Annotated in this window: 24 protein-coding genes and 1 tRNA gene; 15 read left to right on the forward strand and 10 right to left on the reverse strand. The window is 62.6% G+C overall.

Annotation, left to right across the window (positions count from 1 at the left end):
* Positions 1–47 precede the first annotated feature (47 nt).
* The 6 genes from fdhE (at position 48) to P9250_RS10575 (ending at position 7,330) form a co-directional block, all read left to right on the forward strand.
* Positions 48–1,025, forward strand: a complete 978-nt coding sequence (gene fdhE / locus P9250_RS10550) for a formate dehydrogenase accessory protein FdhE (protein ID WP_310392885.1) — start codon at positions 48–50, stop codon at positions 1,023–1,025.
* 63 nt (positions 1,026–1,088) lie between these two features.
* On the forward strand, positions 1,089–2,495 hold the full coding sequence (selA, locus tag P9250_RS10555; protein ID WP_409014893.1) for an L-seryl-tRNA(Sec) selenium transferase: 1,407 nt from the start codon (positions 1,089–1,091) through the stop codon (positions 2,493–2,495).
* A complete protein-coding gene (gene selB / locus P9250_RS10560; RefSeq protein WP_310392889.1) occupies positions 2,492–4,405 on the forward strand; it encodes a selenocysteine-specific translation elongation factor in 1,914 nt (637 codons plus the stop codon). Before selA ends, selB begins: the two co-directional genes overlap by 4 nt.
* 61 nt (positions 4,406–4,466) lie before the next feature.
* Positions 4,467–6,470 (forward strand): VTT domain-containing protein, encoded by a 2,004-nt coding sequence (locus P9250_RS10565; RefSeq protein WP_309959899.1) that lies wholly within the window; start codon positions 4,467–4,469, stop codon positions 6,468–6,470.
* Positions 6,471–6,518: 48 nt separating this feature from the next.
* A complete protein-coding gene (locus tag P9250_RS10570; RefSeq protein ID WP_244828687.1) occupies positions 6,519–7,139 on the forward strand; it encodes a DedA family protein in 621 nt (206 codons plus the stop codon).
* A gap of 95 nt (positions 7,140–7,234) precedes the next feature.
* A tRNA-Sec gene (locus P9250_RS10575) sits at positions 7,235–7,330 on the forward strand.
* A 30-nt stretch (positions 7,331–7,360) separates the two neighbouring features.
* Here P9250_RS10575 and P9250_RS10580 read toward each other — a convergent pair.
* Together P9250_RS10580 and P9250_RS10585 are read right to left on the reverse strand one after the other, a co-directional pair.
* A complete protein-coding gene (locus P9250_RS10580) occupies positions 7,361–7,930 on the reverse strand; it encodes a hypothetical protein (RefSeq protein ID WP_310392890.1) in 570 nt (189 codons plus the stop codon).
* A complete protein-coding gene (locus P9250_RS10585) occupies positions 7,876–8,592 on the reverse strand; it encodes a hypothetical protein (protein WP_310392892.1) in 717 nt (238 codons plus the stop codon). The genes P9250_RS10580 and P9250_RS10585 overlap by 55 nt, the downstream gene beginning before the upstream one ends.
* A gap of 542 nt (positions 8,593–9,134) precedes the next feature.
* On the opposite strand from P9250_RS10585, the gene P9250_RS10590 reads away from it, so the two are divergent.
* Both P9250_RS10590 and P9250_RS10595 read left to right on the forward strand, forming a co-directional pair.
* Entirely contained in the window at positions 9,135–10,025 is an 891-nt protein-coding gene (locus tag P9250_RS10590) for an NAD(P)H-binding protein (RefSeq protein ID WP_310392894.1), read from the forward strand.
* Between the two features lie 453 nt (positions 10,026–10,478).
* Positions 10,479–10,661 (forward strand): hypothetical protein, encoded by a 183-nt coding sequence (locus P9250_RS10595; protein ID WP_250466609.1) that lies wholly within the window; start codon positions 10,479–10,481, stop codon positions 10,659–10,661.
* A gap of 71 nt (positions 10,662–10,732) precedes the next feature.
* On the opposite strand, the gene P9250_RS10600 is transcribed toward P9250_RS10595, so the two are convergent.
* Positions 10,733–11,644 (reverse strand): sterol desaturase family protein, encoded by a 912-nt coding sequence (locus P9250_RS10600; RefSeq protein WP_310392897.1) that lies wholly within the window; start codon positions 11,642–11,644, stop codon positions 10,733–10,735.
* A gap of 343 nt (positions 11,645–11,987) precedes the next feature.
* Here P9250_RS10600 and P9250_RS10605 point away from each other — a divergent pair, with 343 nt between their 5' ends.
* Complete coding sequence (locus P9250_RS10605) at positions 11,988–14,195, forward strand: TonB-dependent siderophore receptor (protein ID WP_250526952.1); 2,208 nt, start codon at positions 11,988–11,990, stop codon at positions 14,193–14,195.
* Between the two features lie 81 nt (positions 14,196–14,276).
* Here P9250_RS10605 and P9250_RS10610 read toward each other — a convergent pair whose 3' ends face one another.
* The 3 genes from P9250_RS10610 to P9250_RS10620 form a co-directional block, all read right to left on the reverse strand.
* Complete coding sequence (locus P9250_RS10610) at positions 14,277–15,575, reverse strand: SUMF1/EgtB/PvdO family nonheme iron enzyme (RefSeq protein WP_244828681.1); 1,299 nt, start codon at positions 15,573–15,575, stop codon at positions 14,277–14,279.
* 136 nt (positions 15,576–15,711) lie between these two features.
* Positions 15,712–16,422, reverse strand: a complete 711-nt coding sequence (locus P9250_RS10615; protein WP_244828680.1) for a helix-turn-helix domain-containing protein — start codon at positions 16,420–16,422, stop codon at positions 15,712–15,714.
* A gap of 101 nt (positions 16,423–16,523) precedes the next feature.
* On the reverse strand, positions 16,524–16,994 hold the full coding sequence (locus P9250_RS10620) for a universal stress protein (protein ID WP_250466613.1): 471 nt from the start codon (positions 16,992–16,994) through the stop codon (positions 16,524–16,526).
* Between the two features lie 264 nt (positions 16,995–17,258).
* Between P9250_RS10620 and P9250_RS10625 the strand changes: the two genes are divergently transcribed.
* From P9250_RS10625 to P9250_RS10635, 3 genes are all read left to right on the forward strand, one after another.
* The gene (locus tag P9250_RS10625) at positions 17,259–18,791 is read left to right on the forward strand and encodes an MFS transporter (protein ID WP_244829721.1); all 1,533 of its coding nucleotides are present in this window, start codon (positions 17,259–17,261) and stop codon (positions 18,789–18,791) included.
* Positions 18,792–19,088: 297 nt separating this feature from the next.
* On the forward strand, positions 19,089–20,675 hold the full coding sequence (locus P9250_RS10630) for an aldehyde dehydrogenase (NADP(+)) (protein WP_310392901.1): 1,587 nt from the start codon (positions 19,089–19,091) through the stop codon (positions 20,673–20,675).
* 32 nt (positions 20,676–20,707) lie between these two features.
* The gene (locus tag P9250_RS10635; protein ID WP_310392903.1) at positions 20,708–21,646 is read left to right on the forward strand and encodes an SMP-30/gluconolactonase/LRE family protein; all 939 of its coding nucleotides are present in this window, start codon (positions 20,708–20,710) and stop codon (positions 21,644–21,646) included.
* 98 nt (positions 21,647–21,744) lie between these two features.
* Here P9250_RS10635 and P9250_RS10640 read toward each other — a convergent pair whose 3' ends face one another.
* Positions 21,745–22,203: a hypothetical protein gene (locus P9250_RS10640; protein WP_310392906.1), complete on the reverse strand. Its 459-nt coding sequence runs from the start codon at positions 22,201–22,203 to the stop codon at positions 21,745–21,747.
* A gap of 185 nt (positions 22,204–22,388) precedes the next feature.
* Here P9250_RS10640 and P9250_RS10645 point away from each other — a divergent pair, with 185 nt between their 5' ends.
* The gene (locus P9250_RS10645; RefSeq protein WP_244828674.1) at positions 22,389–22,541 is read left to right on the forward strand and encodes a hypothetical protein; all 153 of its coding nucleotides are present in this window, start codon (positions 22,389–22,391) and stop codon (positions 22,539–22,541) included.
* A 57-nt stretch (positions 22,542–22,598) separates the two neighbouring features.
* On the opposite strand, the gene P9250_RS10650 is transcribed toward P9250_RS10645, so the two are convergent.
* Positions 22,599–23,216, reverse strand: a complete 618-nt coding sequence (locus P9250_RS10650) for a DUF3005 domain-containing protein (protein WP_310392908.1) — start codon at positions 23,214–23,216, stop codon at positions 22,599–22,601.
* A gap of 280 nt (positions 23,217–23,496) precedes the next feature.
* Here P9250_RS10650 and P9250_RS10655 point away from each other — a divergent pair, with 280 nt between their 5' ends.
* Together P9250_RS10655 and epsC are read left to right on the forward strand one after the other, a co-directional pair.
* Positions 23,497–23,730 (forward strand): hypothetical protein, encoded by a 234-nt coding sequence (locus P9250_RS10655; protein WP_250509879.1) that lies wholly within the window; start codon positions 23,497–23,499, stop codon positions 23,728–23,730.
* 97 nt (positions 23,731–23,827) lie between these two features.
* The gene (epsC, locus tag P9250_RS10660) at positions 23,828–24,808 is read left to right on the forward strand and encodes a serine O-acetyltransferase EpsC (RefSeq protein WP_310392910.1); all 981 of its coding nucleotides are present in this window, start codon (positions 23,828–23,830) and stop codon (positions 24,806–24,808) included.
* Between the two features lie 5 nt (positions 24,809–24,813).
* On the opposite strand, the gene folE is transcribed toward epsC, so the two are convergent.
* A complete protein-coding gene (gene folE / locus P9250_RS10665) occupies positions 24,814–25,464 on the reverse strand; it encodes a GTP cyclohydrolase I FolE (protein ID WP_244828667.1) in 651 nt (216 codons plus the stop codon).
* 73 nt (positions 25,465–25,537) lie between these two features.
* Positions 25,538–25,756, reverse strand: a complete 219-nt coding sequence (locus P9250_RS10670; protein ID WP_310392912.1) for a hypothetical protein — start codon at positions 25,754–25,756, stop codon at positions 25,538–25,540.
* Positions 25,757–25,783: the final 27 nt, after the last annotated feature.

Genomic DNA, 25,783 nt, shown 5'->3' on the forward strand with positions numbered 1-25,783 from the left:
ATAAGCTGTTATTCTTGATCCCGCCCCGACCTTCCTTAAGGAATCCCGTGGTCCAACGCATTCTCGAAGCCGCCAAGATCGAGTCTCTCGATCCTTCGGCCATTCCCCGTCTTCGCATGCCCGAACGCGGCACCGTGTTCGCCGCCCGCGCCGCGCGTCTGTTGCAACTCGCCGAAGCGAGCAATCCGATCGCGGGCTATCTGCGCCTCATGGCCGCGATCGCCGATGCGCAGCAACGCATCCTTTCGACCTCCACCGCTTTGATGCCCGCGCGCGAGTCGATCGAACGCAATCAGCAGCATTCGATGCCTATCGTCCCCGCGCTCACCGACGAGCGCGATCCCGCGTGGCGCGACGTGCTGTTCATGCTGCTCGACAGTATCGAAGCCGCGGGCGCGCTCACGCCGCCGCTCGCGCAACTCGTTGCGCGTCTGCGCACGACCGACGCGGCCACGCTCGACACGCAGGCCGACGCGATCATCGCGCTGCGCTTCGCGGAGATCGATCCGGCGGCGGCGCCATTCATCGTCGCCGCGCTGCAAGTGGTGTGGACCGATCTGGCCACGCGCATCGCCGTGTCGGATGTGCCTTATCTCGATGCGCCCGGCGTCTGCCCGCTCTGCGGCTCGATGCCGGTGGCGAGCATCGTGCGCGTCGGCGGCACGCATGATGGTTATCGCTACGTGCAGTGCGGCTTGTGCTCGACCGAATGGCACGTCGTGCGCGCCAAATGCTCGAATTGCGACTCCACCAAGGGCATTGCGTATCACGCCATGGGCACGCCCACGGACGACGAAACCGAGGAACAACGCGCCGCCCGCGCGAAGCAGGCCGCGCTCAAGGCCGAATCGTGCGACGAATGCGGCATCTACAGAAAGATCGGCTATCAAGACAAGGCCTACGACTTCGAGCCTTACGCCGACGATCTGGCAAGCCTCACGCTCGACCTTCTGATGGGCGACGCCGGTTTTCGCCGTGCGTCGCCGCATCCGTGGCTGTGGCCCGAACACGTCGATGAAGCATGAAGGGAAGAGGATAGAAGCGTGAGTAATGTCACCGGCAACAACGACAGCGAATTGCGCGCGCTGATGGCACGAGTGCCATCGGTGGAGCGCGTGCTGGCATCGGCGGCATTCGCGCCGGTCTTGGCCGCGCACGGACGCACGCAGACGCTCGCCGTGCTGCGCGCGTCGCTCGACGCATGGCGCGCCGAAGCGCAGGCGGGCCGCGCATCCGTCGAGGCACTGGCCGATGCGAGCCTCGCGGCAAGCGTCGGCGCGACGCTCGACAAGCGCGCGGAAAGCAGCGTGAAAAGCGTCTTCAATCTCACGGGCACGGTGCTGCACACGAACCTCGGCCGCGCGCTGTTGCCGGATGAAGCGCTGCGCGCCGTCGCCGAAGTCCTGACGCGGCCCGCCAATCTCGAATTCGATCTCGCGACCGGCGCGCGCGGCGACCGCGATGACCTCATCAACGAACTCATCTGTGAACTGACGGGCGCCGAAGCCGCGACGGTCGTCAACAACAACGCGGCCGCCGTGCTGCTGACGCTGTCCGCGCTGGCCGCGCGTCGCGAAGTGATCGTGTCGCGCGGCGAGCTGGTCGAGATTGGCGGCGCGTTTCGCATTCCCGACATCATGAGCCGCGCGGGCGCGAAGCTGCGCGAAGTCGGCACGACCAACCGCACGCATCTGAAGGATTACGACGAAGCGATCAACGCCAGGACCGCGCTCCTGATGAAAGTGCATTGCAGCAACTACGCGGTCACGGGCTTCACCAAGGAAGTCACGCTCGCGGAACTCGCGCCGCTTGCGAGGGCGCGCGGCTTGCCGGTTGTCGTGGATCTCGGCAGCGGCACGCTCGTCGATTTGGCGCAATGGGGCTTGCCGCGCGAGGCCACGGTTCGCGAGACGGTCGAGGCAGGCGCGCAACTCGTCACCTTCAGCGGCGACAAGCTGCTCGGCGGCCCGCAGGCGGGCCTGATCGTCGGTACGAAGGAACTGATCGCGAAGATCAAGAAGCATCCGCTCAAGCGTGCGCTGCGGGTCGGCAAGCTCACGCTCGCGGCGCTCGAAGCGGTGTTGCGGCTTTATCGCACGCCGGAGACGCTCGCCGAACGTCTCACCACCTTGCGCCTGCTGACGCGTCCCGCGGACGCCATGCGCCTTGCCGCCGAACGCATCCAGCCCGTGCTGCAGGCAATGACCGGTGCGGATTTCGTCGTCGCCACCGAGCCGATGTTCAGTCAGATCGGCAGCGGCGCGTTGCCGGTCGATGTCCTGCCGAGCTACGGCCTCGTCGTGCGGCTCACGAGCGGCAAGAAGGCGGGCGGCCAGTTGAATCGCATCGAGCGCAGACTGCGCGATCTGCCGCGCCCGGTCATCGGGCGCATTGCGGATAACGCGCTGTGGCTCGATCTGCGCTGTCTCGAAGCACAGGACGAAGCCGCGTTCATCGCCCAACTGGAGATGCGGGCAACGGGCCGCAACGCATGATCGTCGGCACGGCGGGGCATATCGATCACGGCAAGACGACGCTCGTGCGCGCGCTGTCGGGGGTGGATACGGATCGTCTGAAGGAAGAGAAGGCGCGTGGCATTTCCATCGAACTGGGTTATGCATACGTGCCGCTCGGCGATGGCGGCGTGCTTGGCTTCATCGACGTGCCGGGGCACGAAAAGCTCGTGCATACGATGGCCGCGGGCGCATGCGGCATCGACTTCGCGCTCGTCGTGATCGCCGCCGACGATGGCGTCATGCCGCAAACGCGCGAACATCTTGCGATTCTTCAGTTGCTCGGCGTGAAAGATGGCGCAGTGGCGGTGACGAAGTCCGATCGTGTCGATGCCGCGCGCCTGAACGAAGTCCATGCCGAAATCGCCGCGCTGCTGGCCGGTACCGCTTTGCAAGACGCACCGCTCTTTAACACCAACGCCACGCGCGATGACGACTCAGGCGTGGCCGCGCTGAACGCGCATCTGCACGATGTCGCCATGCACTGGCGCGCGCGCCGCGACGACGGCTTCTTTCGTTTGGCCGTGGACCGCGTGTTCACGCTCGCGGGCCAGGGCACGGTGGCGACCGGCACGGTGTTCACGGGGCAGACGAAGGTCGGCGACACGCTGGCGCTCGCGCCGCGCGAGGGCGAAGCGCCGGTTCGTGTGCGCAGCATTCACGCGCAGAATCGCGCTTCGGAGACGGGGCGCGCGGGCGAGCGCTGCGCGCTCAATCTCGCGGGCATCGAGAAGGACGCGCTGTCGCGCGGCGACTGGATTCTCGATGCGCGTCTCGCGCGCGCGTCCGAGCGAATCGACGTCGAACTCACGCTTCTCGCCGATACCTCGCCGGCGCTCACGCACTGGAGCCCGCTGCATGTACATCTGGGCACGATGCACCGCGTCGCGCACATCGCCTTGCTCGACGGCGAAACGCTCGCGGCCGGGCAGACGGCGCGCGTGCAACTCGTATTCGATAAGCCGGTTTGCGCGCTGCCGGGCGACCGCTTCATCGTTCGCAATGCGCAGGCGGATAAAACGGTAGGCGGCGGGCGTGTGCTCGACCCGTTTGCGCCCGCACGCAAGCGCCGCACGCCGCAGCGCCACGCGTGGCTCGATGCGCTCACCGCGATGCTCGACACCGGCGCCATCGGCGAACTCTTCGCGCAGTCGCCGTATGGCTTGCCGCGCTCGCTCGTCGAGCATCTTGCAGGTCGAACGCTTGGATCGATGACCCAGCCCGACGGTCTGCGCAGCATACCCATTCACGACGATGCGCTCTTGATCAGCGTCGCGCGATGGGACGCGTTGCACGCGTGTCTGACGGATGCACTCGCCGCCTTCCACGAACGCTTTGCGGACGAGCAAGGCCCGGATACCGCGCGCCTGCGCCGCATGGCCGCGCCGCTCGCGCCCGAAGCGCTGTGGCGCGCGCTCATCGACGACGCCGTTACGCAAGGCACGATTGCGCGAAGCGGTCCGTGGCTGCATTTGCCATCGCATACGGTTACGCTCGATGCCGCCGAGGACGCGCTGGCCCGCGTCGTGCTCTCATCGATCGAGGAAGGCCGCTTCGACCCGCCGTGGGTCAGGGATTTGGCCACCACGCATGGCGTGCCCGAAGACGCGGTGCGGCGTCTGTTGCGCAAGCTCTCGCGCCGTGGCGATGTCTTTCAGGTGGTGCGCGACTTGTTTTACGGACGCGCGTCCATTGCAGCACTTGCACGGCTGGCTGCCGAACATGCAAACGCGAACGGTGCGATAGGCGCGGCCGCATTTCGCGATGCCAGCGCGCTCGGCCGCAAACGCGCGATCCAGGTTTTGGAGTTCTTCGACAGGGTTGGGTACACTCGGTTTCACCGCGACCTTCATCTGTTGCGAACCGACAGCCGCTGGCACGAATCCGTCTGACTATCGAACGTCGAGTTACGACGTGGAGACCTTCGCGGCGCAGGCTGTCGCGTGAAATCCGATGGAGCATTCCTACTACAAGCTCTTGCATCTTCTGTCGAGCCATCCCGAATGGACGCTCGTGGTAGTGCTGCTTGCGTCCTTTCTGGAGTCGCTCGCATTCATCGGCACCTTCATTCCGGGCAGCACGGCCATGTTCATCGCGGGCGCGCTCGTCGGAACCGGCGCGCTGAATCTCGGCTGGGTGATGGTCTGCGCGGTCGTTGGCGCCATTGCGGGCGACGCGGTCAGCTTCTGGTTCGGCAAGCGCTATGCAACGAGCATTGCGCAGATGTGGCCGTTTCGGGCGCATCCCGGCGCACTCGTCGCCGGCCGAAGATACTTCGACAAACACGGCGCGAAGAGCGTGGTGCTCGCGCGTTTCGTCGGACCGATGCGCGCGGTGGTGCCGGTCGTCGCTGGCGTCGCGGGCATGACGCCCGCGCGCTTTCTGGCGGTCAACATCATTTCCGCGCTGATCTGGGCGCCGCTGCACATCCTGCCGGGCGTGGTCTTCGGAGCTTCGATCGAACTGGCGGGCGCGGTATCGATCCGGCTCGTAGTGATCCTCGTCATCCTCGCGGCGCTTGCGTGGCTCGTGTTCAATCTCGCGCGCGTGGTGATTTCGCATGCGAAGGAATGGACGTTCGCCTCGCGCGACATGTTGCTTGCGACCTGCCAGCAACGCCGTGGTCTGGCCGCGCGGATGCTCGCACGCGCGCTCGATCCGGGCAATCCTGCGACCGGGCTCATCGTGATGATTTCCGCGCTGCTGCTCGTCTCGGCGGTCGCGTTCTTCTACGTGCTGTCGGGCGTGGCGCGCGGCAGTTCGCTCGTGCAGGTGGATACCTCCATCTTCCGGCTGTTGCAGTCGTTCCGTTCGACCTGGGCCGATTCCATCCTCGATGCCGCCGCCACGCTCGGCAGCACGCCGACGCTCGCCGCGCTCGCCGTAACGGTCGTCGTGTGGATGGTGTTCGAGCGGCGCTGGCGCACGGTCACGTACTGGCTCGTCGCCGTCGTGTTTTCGCAATTGCTGGTGCTCGCGATCCGCTTCACCGCGCGCGATCCGATGCTCGTCACGCTCGCGCCCGCCGACCATTCTTTTCTGAGCAGTCACGTCTCGGCCACGGTCGTGATCTACGGCTTTCTCGCGTTCTTGCTGCTGCGACGCGTCGGCACCATTTCGGGTGTGTTGATCGCGACGGCGACATCGGCGATCGTCACGGCCGTCGCGCTCGCCGGGTTGTACTTCGGCCGCTTCACCATTTCCGCCGTGCTCGGCAGCGTCGCGCTCGCGGCCATCTGGGTGTTTCTGATCGCGCTCACGGCGGTGTGGCGCAATCCCGGCAAACCGAAGCCGCGTCCGTGGATGCCGTTCGCGGTGCTGGCCGTCATCTGCGCAAGCGTGGCGTTGCAGTTGAGCGATTCATCCGAGGCGCACAGCGCGCCGCCCGTCACGGTCGTCATCACGCCGATTCAATGGACCGATACCTTCTGGCGCACGTTCTCGTGCTACCGGTCGGCCATGGATGGCGACCGTCGCGAGCCGATCACCGTGCAATGGGCGGCCACGCCCGCGCAAATTCGCGCGCAACTGACGAGCCGCGGCTGGACCGAGGTGTCGGGCGTGTCGGTGAAGAGCGTGATGTCGGTAGTGTCGCCCAACGCACCGGCGGTCGCCTTGCCCGCGCTGCCGCGTCTGAACAACGGCGAGCCGTCGAAGCTCGTGTTCACGCGCTCGCATCTCGGCCCGCAGGAGCGCGACGTCCTGCGTTTCTGGCCCACGAACTACGCGCTGGGCATGGGCTCCCGCGCGCGGCCCATGCCGATCTGGCTCGGGTCCGTGGTCCATGAGCGCATCAGGCGACCGACCTGGCCGTTCAACGTGCTGCGCCCGGACTTGCGTGGCGACCCGATGGCGTTCGACCGTGGCGCGGGTTCGCCGTGGGGCGGCATTGAAATTGCGAATAGCGCGGGGTGCGGCGGCATTCCCGTGATGCTCGTCGAATCGCGGGCCGATTGAGCGCGTCCGGCCGCGAGACCACAGACCACAACGAACCGAGGAAGACGCGTGATTCAGATACCGCCATCGGCGATTGCGCAGTGGGGCGGGGCGGCGGTGTTCGCCAATGTGCTGCTGACGCGGCTCGGTGTGCCGCTGCCTTCCGCGCCGTTGCTGCTGTTCGCGGGAACGGCCGTCGCGAACGGGCGGCTCTCGTTCGTCTCCGTGCTGGTGGCGGCGGTGGCGGGCGCGCTCATCGGCGACGGTGTGTGGTTTGCGGCGGGACGCATCCACGGGCGCAAGCTCATTGCCGCGCTTTCGCGTCGCTCCTATGCGATCGACAACGGCATGCGTACGACCGGCGCTCTTTTCGAGCGGCATGGCGCGCCTATCGTCGCGGTATCGAAGTTCATACCGGGACTCGGACTCGTCACGCCGCCCTTGATGGGTACGACGCAAATCGCCGTGCCCGCGTTCTTTCTTTGGGATACGGGTGGGATCGTCGCGTGGGCTGCGTTCTGGCTGCTGGGCGGCGCGCTCTTTCAGCGGCAACTGCAATGGACGCTGATGGAGTTGCATCTGCACGGCGCGACGGTGATCGACCTGCTGGTGGTGCTCGCGCTGATCTTCTTCGCGTACCGTCTGTTACGCCGCAAGCCGCCGCACCAGCCAAGCGACAAGAGCGGTTGATGGCCGGTACGCCGGCAAGTATGCGAATTACGCATCGCCGCTATAATCGCGGCGCGCCTGGTCGAAGTGTTGTCAGCGTGCTGAGTTTCTCCGCAGGAAGGCATTCGTATCCGGTGGTACGGCCGGGCTTCAAACCCGGTTGGGGATGTCAGACATTCCCAGGTCGGTTCGACTCCGGCTGCCTTCCGCCAATGCCTTTCCTCGCGCCTCTTTGCGTGCCGTTAGCGACGCTCGTACGACAACGTCGCCGGGTCGCTGTTTCTGAAGACCGCGAACCACGGATCGATCAGGCCTCCGCCAACCGGAACGACGACGTCGCATTTCTTCGTGCGCGTGTCGCATCGGCGCAATTCGCCTGTCGTCTCCGCTGCGCTCCCAGAGATCGGAATGTACAGCTTTCCTTCGGGACCGAAGATCAGTGCCTGCGCGGATGCTCGGGGCTTATCGAAGTCGGATAGCGGCAAGGAGTCGACGACTTTCCCGCTCCTCACGTCGAACTTCAGAATGCGGTCGACGTTGTTCTTATCCAGCGGATCGGCGCTGCTGGTGGTATCGCGAAAACTCGTGACCCAGAGGTAGCCCTTGTCGTCGAACACCAAGCCTTCTGGCCGATGGAATCCGAACTTCAAGCCCTGACTTTGCACCGATGCATTGGTCGCAATTACCTTGTCCAGTTTATAGGTGTAGGGATTGAAGCGAAGGATGTACGCGAGCAGCGATAAGGGGTCCGTCGGCGCTACCGCCGGACAGCCGCGCGCCGCGACATACAGCATGCCGTCCGGCCCGAACACGACGCCACGCGGATAAAAGCCCGCCGCGATCCGACACGGTCCAGCGTGCGAACGAACACGCCCGATTCGCTGTATTCCCGCACATCGCCTTCGTCCACCTTCGTGCAGGTTTGCCCGCTCTTGATGACGTTCGCGACGTAGTAATGGTCCGGCTGATAACCGTAATGCCAGTCGCGCGTGCCGCCGCCGAAAACGATGCCCTGCGGCGCATAAGGTACGTTTCGCGATTTTGGATTCACGAGGTACTGCTCGAACATGCCCGTGCGCCCATCCAGCTTGATGACGTCGCCGCTCGCCGCGGGATCTTCGCTGAAGTTTAGAATGCTGGCGATCAAGGAGGCGTCGTTGAAGATGATGCCCATGACGCCGTTCAACTCGCCACCGAAGGTAGAAGATGCGAAAACGCGCACGGCTCCGGTACGGAGGTCGACCTGCTTGATGGTGTCATCGTTCGTGTCATTCGGGTCGCCGATATCGCCGACGAAGATGCTCTCGCTTCTGTTGCCACCTCCTCGCGAGAACGAGTCATCGGCTTGCGCCCAATGCGTCGTGAATATGCCGCCCGCGACGGCCGCACTCGAAAGTAAAGAACGAAGAATCTTCGACGCGAATACCGCTCTTGCGTGCCGTGTCTCGCTTGAGACCGGGAAAGCTGGTTTCATTGCCGCCTCCATGGATGAGCTTGATGTGTTCCTCGTATGCGCCACGGTCCGATCGCGCATCCGTGTCGCGACATGTGTGTACGGCCGTGGCTTTCATCGACGTCGCGTGCGGCGTCTGGTCTTGCTGAATTGCGCGGACAAAAGGAGAGGCGTGCTCGTGTCCGTCGAGCAGAATGAATTCGTTTGGAGTCTGAAATATACCGAACGGTCGGATGCGCGGTTGCTTTCTGGCGCGCGCTGGGACGCTGGCGATGACCTGACTTAGCATAGTCGGAACGAAGCGGAATGCAAGGCAATGACAAGACGCTCGTCGGATGCGTCCGGTGGGTTTCGGGCACAGCCGATTCAGCGTGAATCTTCGAGCCATGCGGAATTCACAATTCAGACTTGCTTTGACCTCTGTATAGATTTTGGCTAACATCCAATCACTTGGTGTGTTCGTTTCGGATTTTTGCAGCTCTCGTCCGCGCTTAAAAGTGCATATGCACTTTAGCCGGCCAACCTGGAACGGACGTGCTTAACCACGAAACAGGAGAGGCATCATGGGACAGCAACGAATTTTGGTTACGGCAGCGGCGGGCAAGACGGGCGTGCATACCGTTCAGAACCTCCTCGACAGCGGACATGCAGTCCGCGCGCTCGTGCGAACAGTGGATGCGCGCAGCGAGGCGCTTCGGCAGGCCGGGGCGGAAGTCGTCGTCGGAGACTTGCTCTCGCACGACGACGCCATTCGTGCGACGGATGGCGTCTCTGCCGCGTATCTCTGTTTTCCCGTGCGTCCGGGCTTCATCCAGGCGACCGCCTATTTCGCCGATGCAGCGCGTCGCAACGGACTCGATGTCGTCGTCAACATGTCGCAAATTTCCGCGCGAGAAGATTCGAAAAGCCACGCCGCGCGCGACCATTGGATTGCCGAGAGAGTGCTCGACTGGTCGGGCGTGCCGACGGTGCATATCCGTCCGACGTTTTTCTCCGAGTGGATGGTTTTTCCGTGGGTGCGCGATACGATCGTGCAGGACGGCAAGATTGCGCTGCCATTCGGCAACGGACGTCACGCGCCGATTGCCGCCGAAGATCAGGCGCGCTTCATCGCGACAGTGCTCGCGAAACCCGCAGGTCATATCGGCAAGACGTACGAGCTTTGCGGTCCCATCGAGCTGAGTCAGAAGGAAATTGCCGAGAAGATCGGCGCGGTGCTCGATCGCAAAGTCGTCTACGACCCGATGACGCTCGACGCTTATCGCGAGCATCTGAGCCAATACAAGCTGCCCGAATTCATGATCCAGCATTTCATCGAAGTGGCGGTGGACTATCAGAACGGCGTGTTCGAAGGGCGCGACGAGATCATCGGCCGGGTCACCGGGAAGGCGCCGCAGACCGTCGAGGAGTTTGTGGAAGCTAATCGTGCTGCGTTCGGGAAGCGCGACATTTAAGGTGCGTGCTTTATAGCGTTGCCGTGGCGCGTTTAGTGTAAGAGCGCGTCATCGGCTCGCTTCAGCATCACGGACGTGTGCCGTTTCCAGATGTTCTCTGCATTCACGCGTCGCATGCGTTCCGACCCGTAGCGGTCTTTGGGTACGCTGGCTTATTCTGCAGAGCGCGTACCGCGTCGTCCGCGCCGTGTACGGCCGAATAGCTTGAGTTTTGCAACCGGTCTAAATCGTTACCGGCCGACTGGCAGCGCAACGTATATGCGTCTTGCCAAACGACAGACATATTTAGGACGTTTAATAAAGTATCTTTCGTGCAGCTTGGTTACGATTGGGGTTCCGCTTGCTTTCGAACGACCGAGCCTGGTGGCTCCGGTTGTCGACAGCTTAAGTATCTGGCGACAGCATGTTTGCTGAAAGCGGACTGTCGCCCCACATAACCAGAAAAGGTTTGAAATGATCAAGATCGATCGCATTGCACTGGCACAATCGAATATCGCTGGCGGCGCTGTGAAGCAGGGCACGGGCACCGGCCCGTACTCGCCGAGCACGCCTGCCGCACCGACGCAAACGGGCACTGCCAGTTCCGTCATCATCGTCAACGGTCAGACGGTCATCAGTCAAAGCGTCACGTTCTAACGAACGCTGCGGCTGACAGTCGACAAAGGCGGATCGCACGATCCGCCTTCCTTCGAGTGTGTAACTGCCGTTCAACCTGCCTGCGCGGGTTGCACGCTGTCTTTCTGCCTGCGCTGCAGTTCCTGCGTCGTCTCGCCTTGACCGTTCGGCAACCAACCCGGCGGGCGAAGCACGAAGGAGACAGCATCCGAAACGCGCTTTGCACCGGCCATGTCTCTTCCAAGGCTCACCCAGTGCTCCGTCTCCACGACAATCGGGTTATGCGAAGTGGTCGGCGTTGTCAGGCCGTAGCGGCAGGGTTCATCGGCGCGTTCCTCCACGTAAGTGCCGAACAGCCGGTCGAAGATAATCAGCACACCGCCGAAGTTGGCATCGAGGTAAGTGGCATTCGAAGCATGATGAACTCGGTGTGAAGAAGGCGTGTTGAACACGTATTCGAGCCAGCCGAGCTTGGGTATCCACGTAGCGTGCAACCAGAACTGATAGAGCAGATTGATGGACACGACGGCTATCACCACTTCCGGTTTGACGCCGAGCCACGAGAGCGGCGTGAAGAAGATGGCCGAACCCGTGAGCTTGGTGGTCCAGCCGAGCCGATAAGCGGATGACAACGTCAACTGGTTCGGCGAGTGATGAACCGCGTGGCTCGCCCAGAAGAAGCGCACCGTATGCGCGATGCGGTGATACCAGTAGTAGCAGAACTCCTGGCCAATGAAGAGCAGGAAGATCGTCAGCATGTCGTTGGTCGCGACGGTATGAATACGGTGCTCCCACGCGAAATGAAACACAGGCGTTGCTAGCGAGAGCGGCAAAAACGCGAGCAGCTTTCGGCCGATCAGATCGGCGAGCGATATCCAGAATTCGTGCCAGTCAAACGCGCGGTTGGTGCCTTTGTACTTGCCATGCAGCACGAACGCTTCGGTCATCGATGCAACAAGCACGATGGCCATCATGTACGTCGTGATTTTGCCGATCAATTCCATGATTTCACTCGGTTCCAGTGGGTTGCGAATGAAGTCACTTTAGCGATCGACTTCGTTGAAAACCATGCAGAAGTTATTTCGCGGGATGTCACGTCAACGACCTGCACCGGGCCTGCCGAAAAATCGAATTTAGATGCGCTTGCCTATGGACAGCCATCTGAATGTTGCGTCGCTACAAATTTTCCATGCGGTTAATGATAACGAATCGCATTTACACTATAATGCCGGCGACAATAGAACAGACCGAACGTGCGTGAGCCTTTCGGCGTTCGCCAAAATAATCCCGCCCGGATTCCCCTTGCCCTGGGACGGTAATCGACCATCACCGACGTTCTTCCGATTCATGCCCGTGTTCCGTTCGAATTCCGCGCAGGCCTTGCCTGCCAAGGCGCTTGTTCATCGCGCCGCTATCGTTGCCGCTATCGCCGTCGTGTTTTCCGTGTCGGCCCAAGCTCAAACTGCCGACGCTCCATCCAGCACCGATAACAGTGCTTCTCCCGCCAACACTTTGCCTGCGGTCAAGGTTCAGGCATCGAAAGAAGCGTTGCCCGGTTCGCTCGAACCGACTTATGCAGGCGGCCAAGTCGCGCGCGGCGCAAGTTTTGGCGTGCTCGGCCAGCAGAAGATGCTCGACGTGCCGTTCAGCATGACGACTTACACGTCCAAGCTGATCGAAGATCAACAAGCGCGCACTATCGGCGACGTGCTGATGAACGACCCGTCCGTGCGCACGTCTTACGGCTTCGGCAACTTCGCCGAGACCTACGTCATTCGCGGCTTCCAGTTGCAGGGCGACGATGTGTCGCTCAACGGTCTCTATGGCATCACGCCGCGCCAGCTCGTCGCGACCGACGCGCTCGAACGCGTCGATGTCTTCAAGGGCGCAAATGCGTTTCTGAATGGCGCATCGCCGGGCGGTTCGGCGGTGGGCGGTGGTTTGAATCTGCAGTTGAAGCGCGCGGACGATAAGCCGCTTACGCGCGTGACGGTGGAGGAAACCGCTTCGGGCGATTTCGGCGCGCATGTCGACGTGGGTCGCCGTTTCGGCAGCGAAGGGCAGTTCGGTATTCGCGTGAACCAGGCGAATCACGACGGCGAGACGAGTATCGACGGCGAACATCGGCGCGACAATACGACGGCCGTGTCGCTCGACTGGCGCGGCGAAAAGCTGCGTCTCTACGGCGATTTTCTGTATCAGCGCCAGCGCGTGAACGGCGGCCGGCCGACGGTCAACGACTCGGCGAACTACATCCCCGAGCCGCCCTCGGCCACGTATAACTATGCGCAGACGTGGAGCTATTCATCGCTCGAAGATACCGTCGGCATCCTGCGCGCGGAATACGATTTTCTGCCTGGCTGGACGGCTTACGTGACGGGCGGCACGCGTCACACCAACGAGCACGGGGAGTATTCGTCGCCCACGGTGAGCGCGACTGGCGTGACGGCCACGCGTCTCGGCGTGCCGCACCAGGAGGACAACACGTCGGCGGAAGCGGGTGTGCACGGTCATTTCAACACGGGACCGGTGTCGCATTTCGTGGCGGCGGGCGCGTCGATCGTACGGACGGATTCCCAATCGGCCTACACGCTTTCCGGTTCGTTCCCGACGAGTCTGTATGACACGCCGCAAGTCGGCTATCCGGCTAACGCGTTCACGGGCGGCAATCTGCAAGATCCGCAGACCACCGCGCTGAATCTGCTGCGCAGCATTTCCGTGTCGGATACGCTCGGCTTCCTGAACGATCGCGTGCTCTTCACCATCGGCGCGCGGCACCAGGAATTGCTGTCGAATTCTTACTCGTACACCGGAGCGCAGACGGCGAACTATAACCAGTCGATCACGACGCCGGTCTTCGGCCTGGTCGTGAAGCCATGGGAAAACGTGGCGCTGTTCGCGAATCGCAGCGAAGCACTGACCATCGGCGACACGGCGCCCAACACCGCGCTCAACTTCGGGCAGCAACTCGCGCCCGAGAAGTCGAAGCAATATGAAGTCGGCGCGAAGTACGACAACGGAAAGTACGGCGCGTCGCTCGCGCTATTCCAGATCGAAAAGCCGATGACCTACACCAACACCGCGGGCTTCTTCGTCGCGGACGGTGACGAGCGCCATCGCGGCGTGGAGGCATCGGTGTACGGCGAGCCGGTAAAGGGCGTGCGCCTGATCGCGGGCGCGACTTACATCAACGCGACGCAGCAGGACACGGGCACGGCCGTGACCAACGGCAACAAGCCGATCGGCGTGCCGACCATGATGTTCAACCTGAACGCGGAATACGATGTGCCGATGCTGAACGGCCTCACGCTGACGGCGCGCTGGATCCACACGGGGTCGCAGTATCTGAACGTGAACAACACGTTGTCGATCCCGGCGTGGGATACCTTCGACCTCGGCGCGCGCTACTCGACGGCGGTTTTCGGCCGTCCGACGACCTTCCGCGCAAGCGTGCTCAACGTGGCGAACAAGTCTTATTGGTCGTCGACGAGCGGCGGGTATTTGCTGCAAGGCGCGCCGCGCACGGTGCTGTTGTCGGTGACGACGGACTTCTGATGCTCACGTAAAAACGCCGCCGGTTCGCAATGAGACCGGCGGCGTTTTCGTTTGCGCGATACACGTCAGGCAATCAGGCGTTCAGGCACTTATGCAGCGAAACCCGGCGTAGACGTACTGGTAATGCCCTTGAAACCAGTTGCGAAAACTCGGTCTCAACATGCATGCCGCGGTACGCGGTGAGCCGCCCTTCATGATGAAGTGCTTGCCGTCGAAGAAATTAGCCGAATAGCCGAGATAGAACGGGAAGGGCTCGAAGCCTTCGAGCGGCCCGAATACCGTCGAGGTCCATTCCCAGCCATTGCCGAACTGGCCTTCGACGCCAAAGCCGCTGCGATTCTCCGGATAGGCCTGCACGGGTGAGGGATCCCAGCGCCGGAAGTCGAAGTTGCCTTCCACTTCGTGCGGCGCGCCCTCCGCCGCGCGCTGCCATTGCGCCTCGCTCGGCAGCGCCTTGCCGGCCCAGCGCGCATAGGCGTTCGCCTCGGCATAACTCACGTACACCGGCCAGTCGAGCGGCAACTCGATTTCCTCGAACATCGTGCGCAGTCGCCAGCCATCGGAGCTGTCGCTTTCGGCGGGAATCCAGAACGCCGGATGCGCCACGCGTTGCTCCTCCTTCCACGCCCAGTCGGCATCGGTCCAATAGGCACGATTCCAGTAGCCGCCGGCATCGATGAAGCGCAAATAGTCGCCGTTCGTCACCATGTGGCGGTCGATCTCGAACGCAGGCACGTCCACGCGAACCTGGCCGAACTCGTTGTCCCAACCGAACATGCCGCCTTGGCGCGTCAGCCCGAGTGTCGCCGTTCCGGCCGGCACGCTCACCGTCTCGTGGGAAAGTTCACGTTCGGAGTTTCGCTGCGAAATCGCATTGGCCGGCGCGATTTTTCTATCGACTGGCAATTGATGCAGCATGTAGGCAAGCGTTTCGGCGTGCATCAGCCGATGTTCGATTGCGACTTCCAGCAACTGCGCGGGCGATTCGTCGGCGGAAAGCGGCCGTGCGGCGATGGTCACCGGATCGAATTGCGCGTCGATATCCGCGCGCACGCGGTCGCGATACGCCCGCACTTCGGCGAGCGTGGGCCAGTCGGCGGGCTGATCGGTGGGCAAGCCGCCATCGACCGGATCGATGCCGAAAGCAAAGAGTTGGTCGTAGGCAGGATTGAAGTCCGGCAGGTCGAAGAGCCGTTTGTCCAGCAGATTACGGTCGAAGGCTTCGAGATGCCCGATGTAGAAAACGATGCGATGCCGTTCGGCAATCGGCCGGTCGTAAAGATGTTCCGGCTTGACGATATCGAACAATTCGTCGGTTACGCGACGCGCCTCGGCGAGCCGGTCGAGCAACGGGTGACGCAGGGAAGGTTCGCGATTCATGTCGCCCAATCTCCGTGGCTTAGCCAATCAGAAAGATTAAAGCGTAGCGAACCGCGTGCCAACTTAAAAATCCACGCGGTTTATGCGCGTTTTGTCTAACAATCGCGGCGCAAGGCGCGCCGCGCAAGGCTTTGCGTCAGATGCTGCGCAGGCGTTCGAAATCGTTGATGCGAATGGATTTGCCCTTCGCTTCGATGAGGCCTAGCTTGTCGAAACGCGAGAGCGTGCGGCTCACGGTTTCAAGCGTCATACCGAGATAGCTGCCGATATCGTCCCGCGTCATGCGCAACGTGAACTCCGCCGTGGCATACCCCCGCTTGGCGAGCCGCATGGATAGATCGAGCAGCAAGCGTGCAACGCGCTCTTCGGCGCGCAGCAGGCCGAGTTGCAGGACATGATCCGCCTCGCGATTGATAGCCTGTCCGAGCATGCGAAGCATCCGCTTTTGCAGGGTGTCGGTTTCGCGGCACATGCGCTCGAAAAGCGCATACGGAATGACACACACGGAACTGTCTTCGAGCGCGATCGCGTCGCAGGCATGCTCGCCTTCGCCGATACCGTCGAGCCCGAGCGCGTCGCCCGCCAGCAAGAGGCCCGTGACCTGTTCGCGTCCGCCTTCGCGGATCACCACGGTCTTGATCGACCCCGAGCGCAACGCGAACAGCGAATCGAACGGAGTGCCCGCACGGTAGAGCGCTTCGCCACGCCGCACCGAACGCGTAACCGAGATCACATGTTCGAGCTTGGCGATGTCACGAGCGTTCAGGCCTTCGGGCATGCAGAGATGGCGCATGGCGCAGGTCGAGCACTGAGCCAGATTGCGCCGTGAGGGAAAAATGTCGGACATGGCGGCCGCTTTTGTTGATGGATGACAAAAACCATTGTCCCATCGCGGGATTGTTAACCCTGGCGACAAAATGCCGCGCATCCGTTTGCGCTAGTCCATGGTTAGGCGCTCTCGTTGCCTTCCGGGCTGGCTGCCGAGGGAATCAGCAGAACGGGCAGCGTGGCTTGCCGCAGGCATCGCTCCGCAACGCTGCCAAGAAGCAGGCGCTGAAAGCCTTTGCGTCCGTGCGTGCCCATGATCAGCACATCGGCGTTGAAGTCGACGGCGGCCTTGGTGATGAGCATCGCAATGTCGTCGCTCGCGGTGGCCTCGACGGTCACAACCTGACCTTCGATGCCGCGTTGCCTGAGCGCGTCCGCCGCCTGTCGAGCAAGGTCGGAGCCTTCCTCCGCCAGCGTTTTCTGCAACTGGCTCGGATCGTAGCCGGGCACGTCGAAATACACGGCCCCGCTCTCGACGACGTAATACGGCTGCACGACGGCCTGATGCGTGACAGCGAGATCGAGCGCGATTTCGAAGGCGCGCTGTGAAGTCCGGCTTCCGTCGATGGCGACGACAATGCGTTTGAACATGACGTTTTCCTCATTCCCGGTCGATGTTTCACCGTGGATTGCACGGCGAGAAGGCGCTTCCAGCATAGCGCGCGAGTAGTCCGAAGACGTGCGGTTAATTTTGCGCTAAGTCGATCTGCCGCAAGCTAACCCGTACAATTCGTCTTTCTGACATCAGCGCCCGCTTAAAAATTCCACGGGCGTTCCTCCGACTCGTTTTCTCCAGCCCGCCGCATGACCGAAATCCAGCCGCCAGCACTCGCCTTCAGAACCGCGCTTTACGCGATGCTCGGCATCGGACTCGTCAACATGCTCGTGGCGCTCGATCAGACCGTGGTGAGCACCGCGCTGCCGTCTATCGTCGCGGAACTGCACGGCTTCGAGTATTACGCGTGGATCGCGAGCGCGTATCTGCTGGCGTCGGTGGTGACGGTGCCTGTGTTCGGACGTCTCGGCGATTACTTCGGGCGCAAGCGTTTCGTGATCGCCGCGGTGATCACGTTCACCGTGGCGTCGGTGCTGTGCGGACTCGCGCCGGACATGCTGTTTCTCGCGCTTGCGCGCGGCTTGCAGGGCGTGGGCGGCGGCATGATGGTCGGCACCGCGTTCGCCGCGATCCCCGATCTCTTCCCCGATCCGCGTGCCCGCGTGCGCTGGCAGGTGGTGCTGGCGGCGGCATACGGCATAGGCACGGCGGCGGGGCCGTCGCTCGGCGGCTGGATGAGTCAGCACTGGGGCTGGCGCTCGACCTTCCTCGTGAACTTGCCGGTCGGCGCGCTGGCGCTGTACTTCATCTGGGCGCATTTGCCGAATCTGCATCGGCCGCGTGAAGGCGGCGTGAAGATCGACTGGCCCGGCGCCGTGCTCGTCGCGCTCGTGCTCGGCGGTTTCCAGGCGTTGATCGAGGCACTGCCGAAGGGCGGACTGTCGGCTGGCAATCTCGCGCTCGGCGGCGCGGTGATCGTGGGCGCGGCGGCGCTTCTGATTTGCGAGCGGCGCGCGACGCATCCGATCATCCCGCTCGATATTTTTCGTGAGCCACAACTCGTCACGTTGTTCACGCTGTCGTTCCTCGCCGGCTTCGTCATGTTCTCGCTGATCTTCTTCGCGCCGCTTTTGCTGCAGGGCGGCTTCGGCCTTTCGCCGCAGGAGGCGGGGTTGCTCGCCACGCCGATTGCCGCGTGCATTGCGCTTGGCAGCTTCATCAACACGCGTATCGTCATTCATTTGCGCAAGCCGACGATGATCCTCACCATCGGCTTCACGCTGCTGATGCTGGCGTCGGTGGCGCTTGCCTTCGCGCAGGAAACGACGCCCTATTTGTATATCGAGCTGCCGATGGGCGCGGTCGGCATTGGTTTGGGCTTCGTGCTCAACAACATGAATATCTTCGGGCAGGAGATCGCGGGGCGCGAGCGTTTCGGCATCACAACGGCGCTCTTGCAGTCCACACGCATGGTCGGCGGGATGCTCGGAACGAGTATCGTCGGGACGATCGTCGCGCATCATTACGCGAGCGTGGTTTCGCGCACGATCAGCGTTCTGGGTACGAGCGCGGCGTCGCAGTGGCGGCCGCGTTTTATCGACCCGCGCATTCTCGTCGATGAAGCGTTGCGCGACACGCTGCTGTCCGAACTGCGCACGGCCGGGCTCGATGCTCCCGCGCTCTTCGATGCCGCCCGCGATGCGCTCGTGCAGTCCATTCACATCGGCGTGATGTTGACCGCAGTGGCCGCGCTGGTGGCGGCGTTGCTCGTGCGGCGGATTTCGCATATCACTTTTCGGCGGGCTGGGGCTTCGGCGAAAGACGCGGCGTAAGGCGCGGCGGTCAGGCTGAACGGCTGCCGCGCTTTAGTACGATCGGCTGCGCCTTCCACAGTTTGGTACCTTTCTGGCGCCAGTGTGCTAGCTTTTCGACGCGATCACCGCAGCTACGACACGCGTCGCTCATGCATTCGCGGAACGCTTCCCTCGCGTCGCCGGTCACTGAAATCAAGACGCGCAACGCCGCACGCGGCACGCTTACTGCGCCCGTTCGTCGACACGTTCATTGCCGCGCGCCCTCGGATTTAGTGAACGAAGGCGCATCCGGCCTCATCGATACAAGGAGCTGACATGAAGATCACCGGCGAAATGCTGATCGGTTCATCGGCCGTACGAGGCACCGACGCCACGCTGCGCGCCTTCGATCCCGCACGCGACATCGAACTCGAACCCGCCTTCGGCGGTGGCGGCGACGCCGAAGTCGCGCGTGCCTGCGAACTCGCGGATGCCGCATTCGACGCGTATCGTCTCGCGCCGCTGGAAACCCGCGCGCAGTTTCTCGAAGCGATCGCGGACAACATCATCGCGCTCGGCGATACGCTGATCGACCGTGCGCACGCGGAATCCGCGTTGCCGAAGGCGCGAATCGAAGGCGAACGCGCGCGCACGGTCGGTCAGTTGCGGCTCTTCGCGTCGCTCGTGCGTGAAGGCCGATGGCTTGCCGCGACGCTCGATTCCGCCCAACCCGACAGAAAGCCGTTGCCGCGCTCCGATCTGCGTTTGCAAAAGATTCCGGTCGGTCCGGTTGCAGTGTTCGGCGCTAGCAATTTTCCGCTGGCGTTCTCGGTCGCGGGCGGCGACACGGCGTCGGCGCTCGCGGCGGGGTGTCCTGTCGTCGTCAAGTCGCATCCGGCGCATCTCGGCACGTCGGAACTCGTGGGACGCGCGATCCAGAAAGCCGTTGCCGACAGTGGCTTGCCCGAAGGCGTGTTCTCGCTGGTGGTCGGCGCGGGCAATGCTATCGGCGAGGCGCTGGTGGCGCATCCCGCGATCAAATCGGTTGGTTTCACGGGCTCGCGCCGCGGCGGCCTCGCGCTCGTGAACATCGCGGCGAAGCGCCCCGAGCCGATTCCCGTTTTCGCCGAAATGAGCAGCGTGAATCCGGTCTTCGCTTTGCCGGGCGCGCTCGCCAAGCGCGGCGATACGCTCGCTTCGGGCTATATCGATTCGGTGACATTGGGCGTCGGCCAGTTTTGTACGAATCCCGGCCTTGTGATCGCGCTGGCGGATTCCGATCTCGACGATTTCATCGATCACGCGGCGGCCGCGCTCGAAAAGAAGGGCACGCAGACAATGCTGACCGCGGGCATCGCCGACGCCTACGCGAACGGCGTGAAGGAACGCGACGCGACGGGCGCGGAACGCATTGCAACGGGCAAGCAGGAAGGTGGCGCAGCTGGCAAGGGCGGCGCGTTGCCGGCGCTGTATCGCGTGACGGCGGAGCAGTTCTTGACCGTGCCGCAGCTCGCCGACGAGATTTTCGGGCCCACGTCGATCATCGTTGTGTGTCAGGGCGAGGACGAGATGATCGACGTCGCGCGTCGTTTGGAAGGCCAGTTGACCGCGACCTTGCTGATGGACAACGACGACATCGATCTCGCGCGCCGGCTCATGCCCGTGCTCGAACGCAAAGTGGGCCGCATTTTGGCGAACGGCTTTCCGACCGGCGTCGAGGTGTCGTACGCGATGGTGCACGGCGGCCCGTACCCGGCGACTTCCGACAGCCGAGCGACTTCGGTCGGCGCGATGGCAATCGAACGATTCCTGCGGCCGGTCTGCTATCAGGATTTGCCGGCAGCGCTCTTGCCCGAATCGCTTGCCGATGACAACCCGCTCAATCTCTGGCGCCTGCGCGATGGCGAGCTGGGACCGAATTGATCCACTTGAGCCAAACCGAGGAGACCCCAAGCATGACAAGCAACGAGCGCCGCTATCCCGACCCTGCCGTCCGTGTGCTGGACCCGCGCTTCAATGCGTTGAGGCTGGCATCGGCGTCGGTGGAATGTCTGTATCAGGGCGCGCGATGGTCGGAAGGCCCGGTCTGGTTCGGCGATGGCCGCTATCTGCTGTGGAGCGACATTCCGAACAACCGCATCCTGCGCTGGGACGAAGAAAGCGGGCAGGTCGGCGAATTCCGCAAGCCGTCGAATAATGCCAACGGCAACACGCGCGATCGCGAAGGGCGGCTCGTCACGTGCGAGCATCTCACCCGGCGCGTGACGCGCACCGAGTACGACGGTTCGATCACCGTGCTCGCGGATCGATACCAGGGCAAGCCGCTCAATTCGCCGAACGATGTGGTCGTGAAGTCGGATGGCTCGATCTGGTTCAGCGATCCGCCTTTCGGCATCGACGGCTATTACGAAGGCGAAAAGCAGACGGCGCAATTGAAGCCCGCGGTGTATCGCGTCGATGGCCAAAGCGGCGAGATCACGCTTGTGTTCGATGGCTTCATCGGGCCGAACGGGCTGGCTTTTTCGCCCGATGAGTCGGTGCTGTATGTCGTCGAATCGCGTTCGTCGCCACGCACGATTCACGCGTTCGATGTGCTCGACGACGGCCGGAAGTTAGGCGAACCGCGCCTCGTCATCGACGCCGCACGCGGTACGCCGGATGGATTTCGCGTGGATATCCACGGCAATCTGTGGTGTGGCTGGGGTATGGGCGACGCGGAACTAGACGGCGTGCGCGTTTTCACGCCGCAAGGCGAGGCGATCGGACATATCGATTTGCCGGAGCGTTGCGCGAACGTGTGTTTTGGGGGAAGGCATCGCAACCGGCTGTTCATGGCGGCAAGTCACGGCCTGTACGCGCTTTATGTGAATACGCAGGGCGCAAAAGGCGGTTAAGCCATTCAGAATGCGCCGTGTGTGAGCGCGGCGCGTTCAAACCGATGCTTACTTGAAACCTGAACGGGTTCCGGCATCGAGCGCAGGGCCTGTGCAATTCAGGCTGTAGCGCGCAGCGGCATCCGCGAGACGAGATAGAGCGATGCCGCGAGCTTGCACACCAGTGCCGCACCGCAAATGATTGCGCCGGTCGGCAACGCATGCCATTGCAGGGCGATGGTCGGCGCCACGAACATGACGGACACGAAGCCGAGCGCGACAGTCATCCAGCGCGCCCACTGCAGTCGCGCGGCGACGCACAGATAAAGCAAGCCGACAAGCAAGCGCGAGACAATCGATGCAGCGAGCGGATGACTCGACGCATCGCCGGGAAATCCAATCGCGATAGCTAGCGCGAGTTCGGCCCATGACAGCGCGTACGCCGCGCCAAGGCACACGAGCGCGGATCTGAAGCGCTGTTCGGCCGCCGTGCGCGGCTCAGGAGGACGCGTGTGGTCAGTTGGGACGGATGCGGCGGTGTCGCTCGCGTAGCTTTCGTAGGCTTCGATCGTGGCCATTTGTTCTTCCCCTTGGTCGCGCTTCAGTCGATTAACGCGGTATCCGCGCTGTCGTTCTCATACCTGTTCACAGGCGTTTTTTTGCTGTGTGACTTGAGCATACGGCGTGCCTGAGCGATCATCGTTCGTCGGAGGAACACCCGTTGCTCGTTGAACATCAGCTTTCACCACGACAGGAGCCGAACATGAGCAACCAGAAAGAGCAGAATCCTCACTCCGAGCGCGACGAGGAAGACGTCGACAAAGCCGTGGAAGATACTTTCCCGGCAAGCGACCCGCCAGCAACCGGCGGCGTCACGCGTATCGAGCCGGATGAAGAGAAAGATCAGAAGAAATGAAAAAAGCCACGCTTCGCGCGTGGCTTTTAGTGGGTGACGCCAGCGTGGCGCGCTACGTTACGACTTGTCGATTTCGAAAAGCCGCGAAGGCCGCATGTGATTCAGGGCGTAATGCTTACGGCCACGCAAGGTGTTGCCATGCGCGTCGCGGCTTACATAAACCTGATTTTCCTCGACGGCGCGAATGCTTGGCGGCACCATCCCGCGGTCGATCAGGCGGTAACCACGATCTAACGCCAGCAATATCCCGTTGCGACCCGGCCGACTGTCGAACCCGCCAAAGCCGTCGCCTTGCTCGGCGACATGGTTGGCATGCGTCGCGTTCGAATTGATGACGGCATCCGGATCGGTGGCCTGCATCTGCTCATAGCGCTTCGCCTGGATGTTCTTGCCATCGGCATCGACGGTGTCGTCGAGGGTCTCGTCGTTGGCGACGTCGATGCCGCGCGGCCGCGACTCCGGCGTGCCGAGCGGTCCGATATTGCGGTCGGCCTGGCCCGCGCTTTCCTGCTTCGCGCCCGCGCCCGCGCCCGCATGCGCCTCGCGGCCAGACTCGGCCTTCTTCGCATCGCTCATGTTCACGCGCGCAGTCTCTGCGCTCGGCGTCTTGATCGGGCTGTCGGCGGCGCGATCCGCTTGCTTGTCTTGCGACTCGTTGGATTCGGCGTTATTCATTTCCTGCTCCTTGGGAACTGGCTAAACCGTTTTCCCTCACGCAAGACTCGTTCCGGAAATTTGGCGACGGAACTCCAGCCCTTGCAGGCGGGACACTCAATCGTCATCGAATTTTTAAGGCTTTTTTTTCAATGCCAAGCGGATTTCCTGCAAGTATTATTTGGAACCTGCTGGCAGCAAAGCGCGAATGCGGGACGCGAGCAACAAGGAGGGCGTGTCCAGTACGGCTGCTGGTTGAGCAAGTCATACGAACGAGCAGGGCACTTCACACAGGTGACTCATGCAACAAGATGCAGCCTTTTCACATCGAGGCTATCTACTCAACTGTGCGCCAGCCAGGACGGGGGATGGCGATTATCAGCCGTACGTCGTGATCTCGCGATCCAGCGACGGTGAGCTCGTTGCGAACCGATTCTTCCCCGCGGACTTGCGATTTCGCAACGAGGGGGAAGCCATCGCGCACGGCCGCGATTGGGCCGTCCGATGGATTGACGCAAGTCACGTTACAGTCTAATCCGCGGGCCGTACACGCAGCACGCTTGCGCAAAACCGTTTACGCTTAGTGTTCATCCGCCGCCGCTGCGCGGTCTCCGAACGCCAGCCCAGAAGACATGCAGAACAAGTCCTTACCCGAGCAGGCAGCGCCATCCGATTTTTCCACTCACGCGCCCCACGAATGGGGTTTGTCGCGCATCGTCGCTGACTTACGCCAATCGCGCGAGGAACTGCATCGCACGCGACATCCGCTTGGCATACGTGAGTTGCCTTCGCGCGAGGCGATCGTGAGGATCGTCAACGGTCTGCGCTCCGCGCTCTTTCCCACGCACTACGGCGCGCCCGATCTGACCGATGAAAGCGTCGACTACTATGTCGGCCAGACGCTGGAAACCACTCTGCGTCTCTTGCATGAGCAGATTCGCCGCGCGCTGCGCTTCTTGCCCGAGCATCGTGAGACGGGCGAAGCGGAGGTCACGGCGCAAGCGTTCGCCATTGCGCGCGAGTTCGGCTCGCAGTTGCCGGAGATTCGCGCGCTGCTCGTCAGCGACATTCAGGCTGCCTTCACGGGCGACCCCGCCGCGCAGCACATCACCGAGATTCTGCTGTGCTATCCCGGCATCTGGGCGATGACGCATCACCGGCTCGCGCATGCGTTGCATCGGTTGGGCGTGCCGCTGCTCGCGCGCTTCATCAATGAGATCGCGCATTCGCTGACGGGTATCGACATTCATCCGGGCGCGACCATCGGGCCGAGCTTCTTCATCGATCACGGCACGGGCGTGGTGATCGGCGAAACGGCCGTGATCGGCCGGCATGTGCGCGTGTATCAGGCCGTGACGCTGGGCGCAAAGAGCTTTCCCTCCAGCAGCGACGGCGTGCTCGTGAAAGGCAACGCGCGGCATCCGGTTGTCGAGGACGATGTCGTGATCTACGCGGGCGCGACCATTCTCGGGCGCGTGGTCATCGGCAAGGGCTCGGTAATCGGCGGCAACGTTTGGCTCACGCACAGCGTGCCGCCGGGCAGCAGCGTTTCGCAGGGCAAGATCCGCGAAGGCAGCGGCGCCGATTCACCGGGCAACGGTTACGGCGCTTGATAGCTCTAAGTGTTCGAGACGTTGAACACACTTTGAGTGCCGACGATAGACAAGAACTCACGCCGCGTCGATGGGTCGTCGCGGAACGAGCCGAGCATGCGCGACGTAACCATCGACACACCCGCCTTGTGCACGCCGCGCGTCGACATGCATTGATGCGCAGCTTCCAGAATCACGCCGACACCGAGCGGTTGCAGCACTTCGTTGAGCGTATCGGCAATCTGCGCGGTCATCTTCTCTTGAATTTGAAGGCGCTTGGCGAAGGCGTCGACCAGACGCGCGAGCTTGGAAATGCCGACCACGCGTTCTCGGGGCAGATACGCGACGTGCGCCCGCCCGATGATCGGCACCATGTGATGCTCGCAATAGCTCTCGAAGCGGATGTCCTTCAGGACGATCATCTCGTCGTAGCCCTGCACTTCGGAAAAAGTGCGGGCAAGGATTTCATGCGGGTCTTGCTGATAGCCGGCGAAGAACTCTTCATACGACCGCACGACACGCGCCGGGGTGTCGAGCAGGCCTTCGCGACGCGGGTCGTCGCCCGCCCAGCGCAAGAGAACGCGCACGGCGGCTTCGGCTTCCTCGCGGGACGGACGATCGGCCGGTTTAGCGTGGATGTCCGAGTCGGAAAAATGGGTTTTGCGCGGGGCGCTCATTATTAGCTCCTTTCACATCGAAAGTGCGGATAGCACCCCTGTATTGTTCCATGTTTTCGGACCCTGTCAGGGGTCAGGTCTTTCCTCCACCGTCGATGCCTGAGCTCGTCCGCCAGACTTGCTTGCCGTCTTCGGTGAGCGTGCCGCTACTGTTGTCTTTGTCAGGCTCGGTGCCCGGTTCGGCCAGATGGCCGCCCGGTTGCTCCTGCGCGGGCTGCTTCTCGCCCTTGCGCTGCTCGATGCGCTCCTCTTGCGAACGTCCCGCGTAATTGTTGCTGCCTGCATTAGTCATGGCGCTTCTCCTCGATTAAGTTACGAC

It is taken from the genome of Caballeronia sp. LP006 (assembly GCF_031450995.1).
In the GTDB taxonomy this organism is placed as follows: domain Bacteria; phylum Pseudomonadota; class Gammaproteobacteria; order Burkholderiales; family Burkholderiaceae; genus Caballeronia.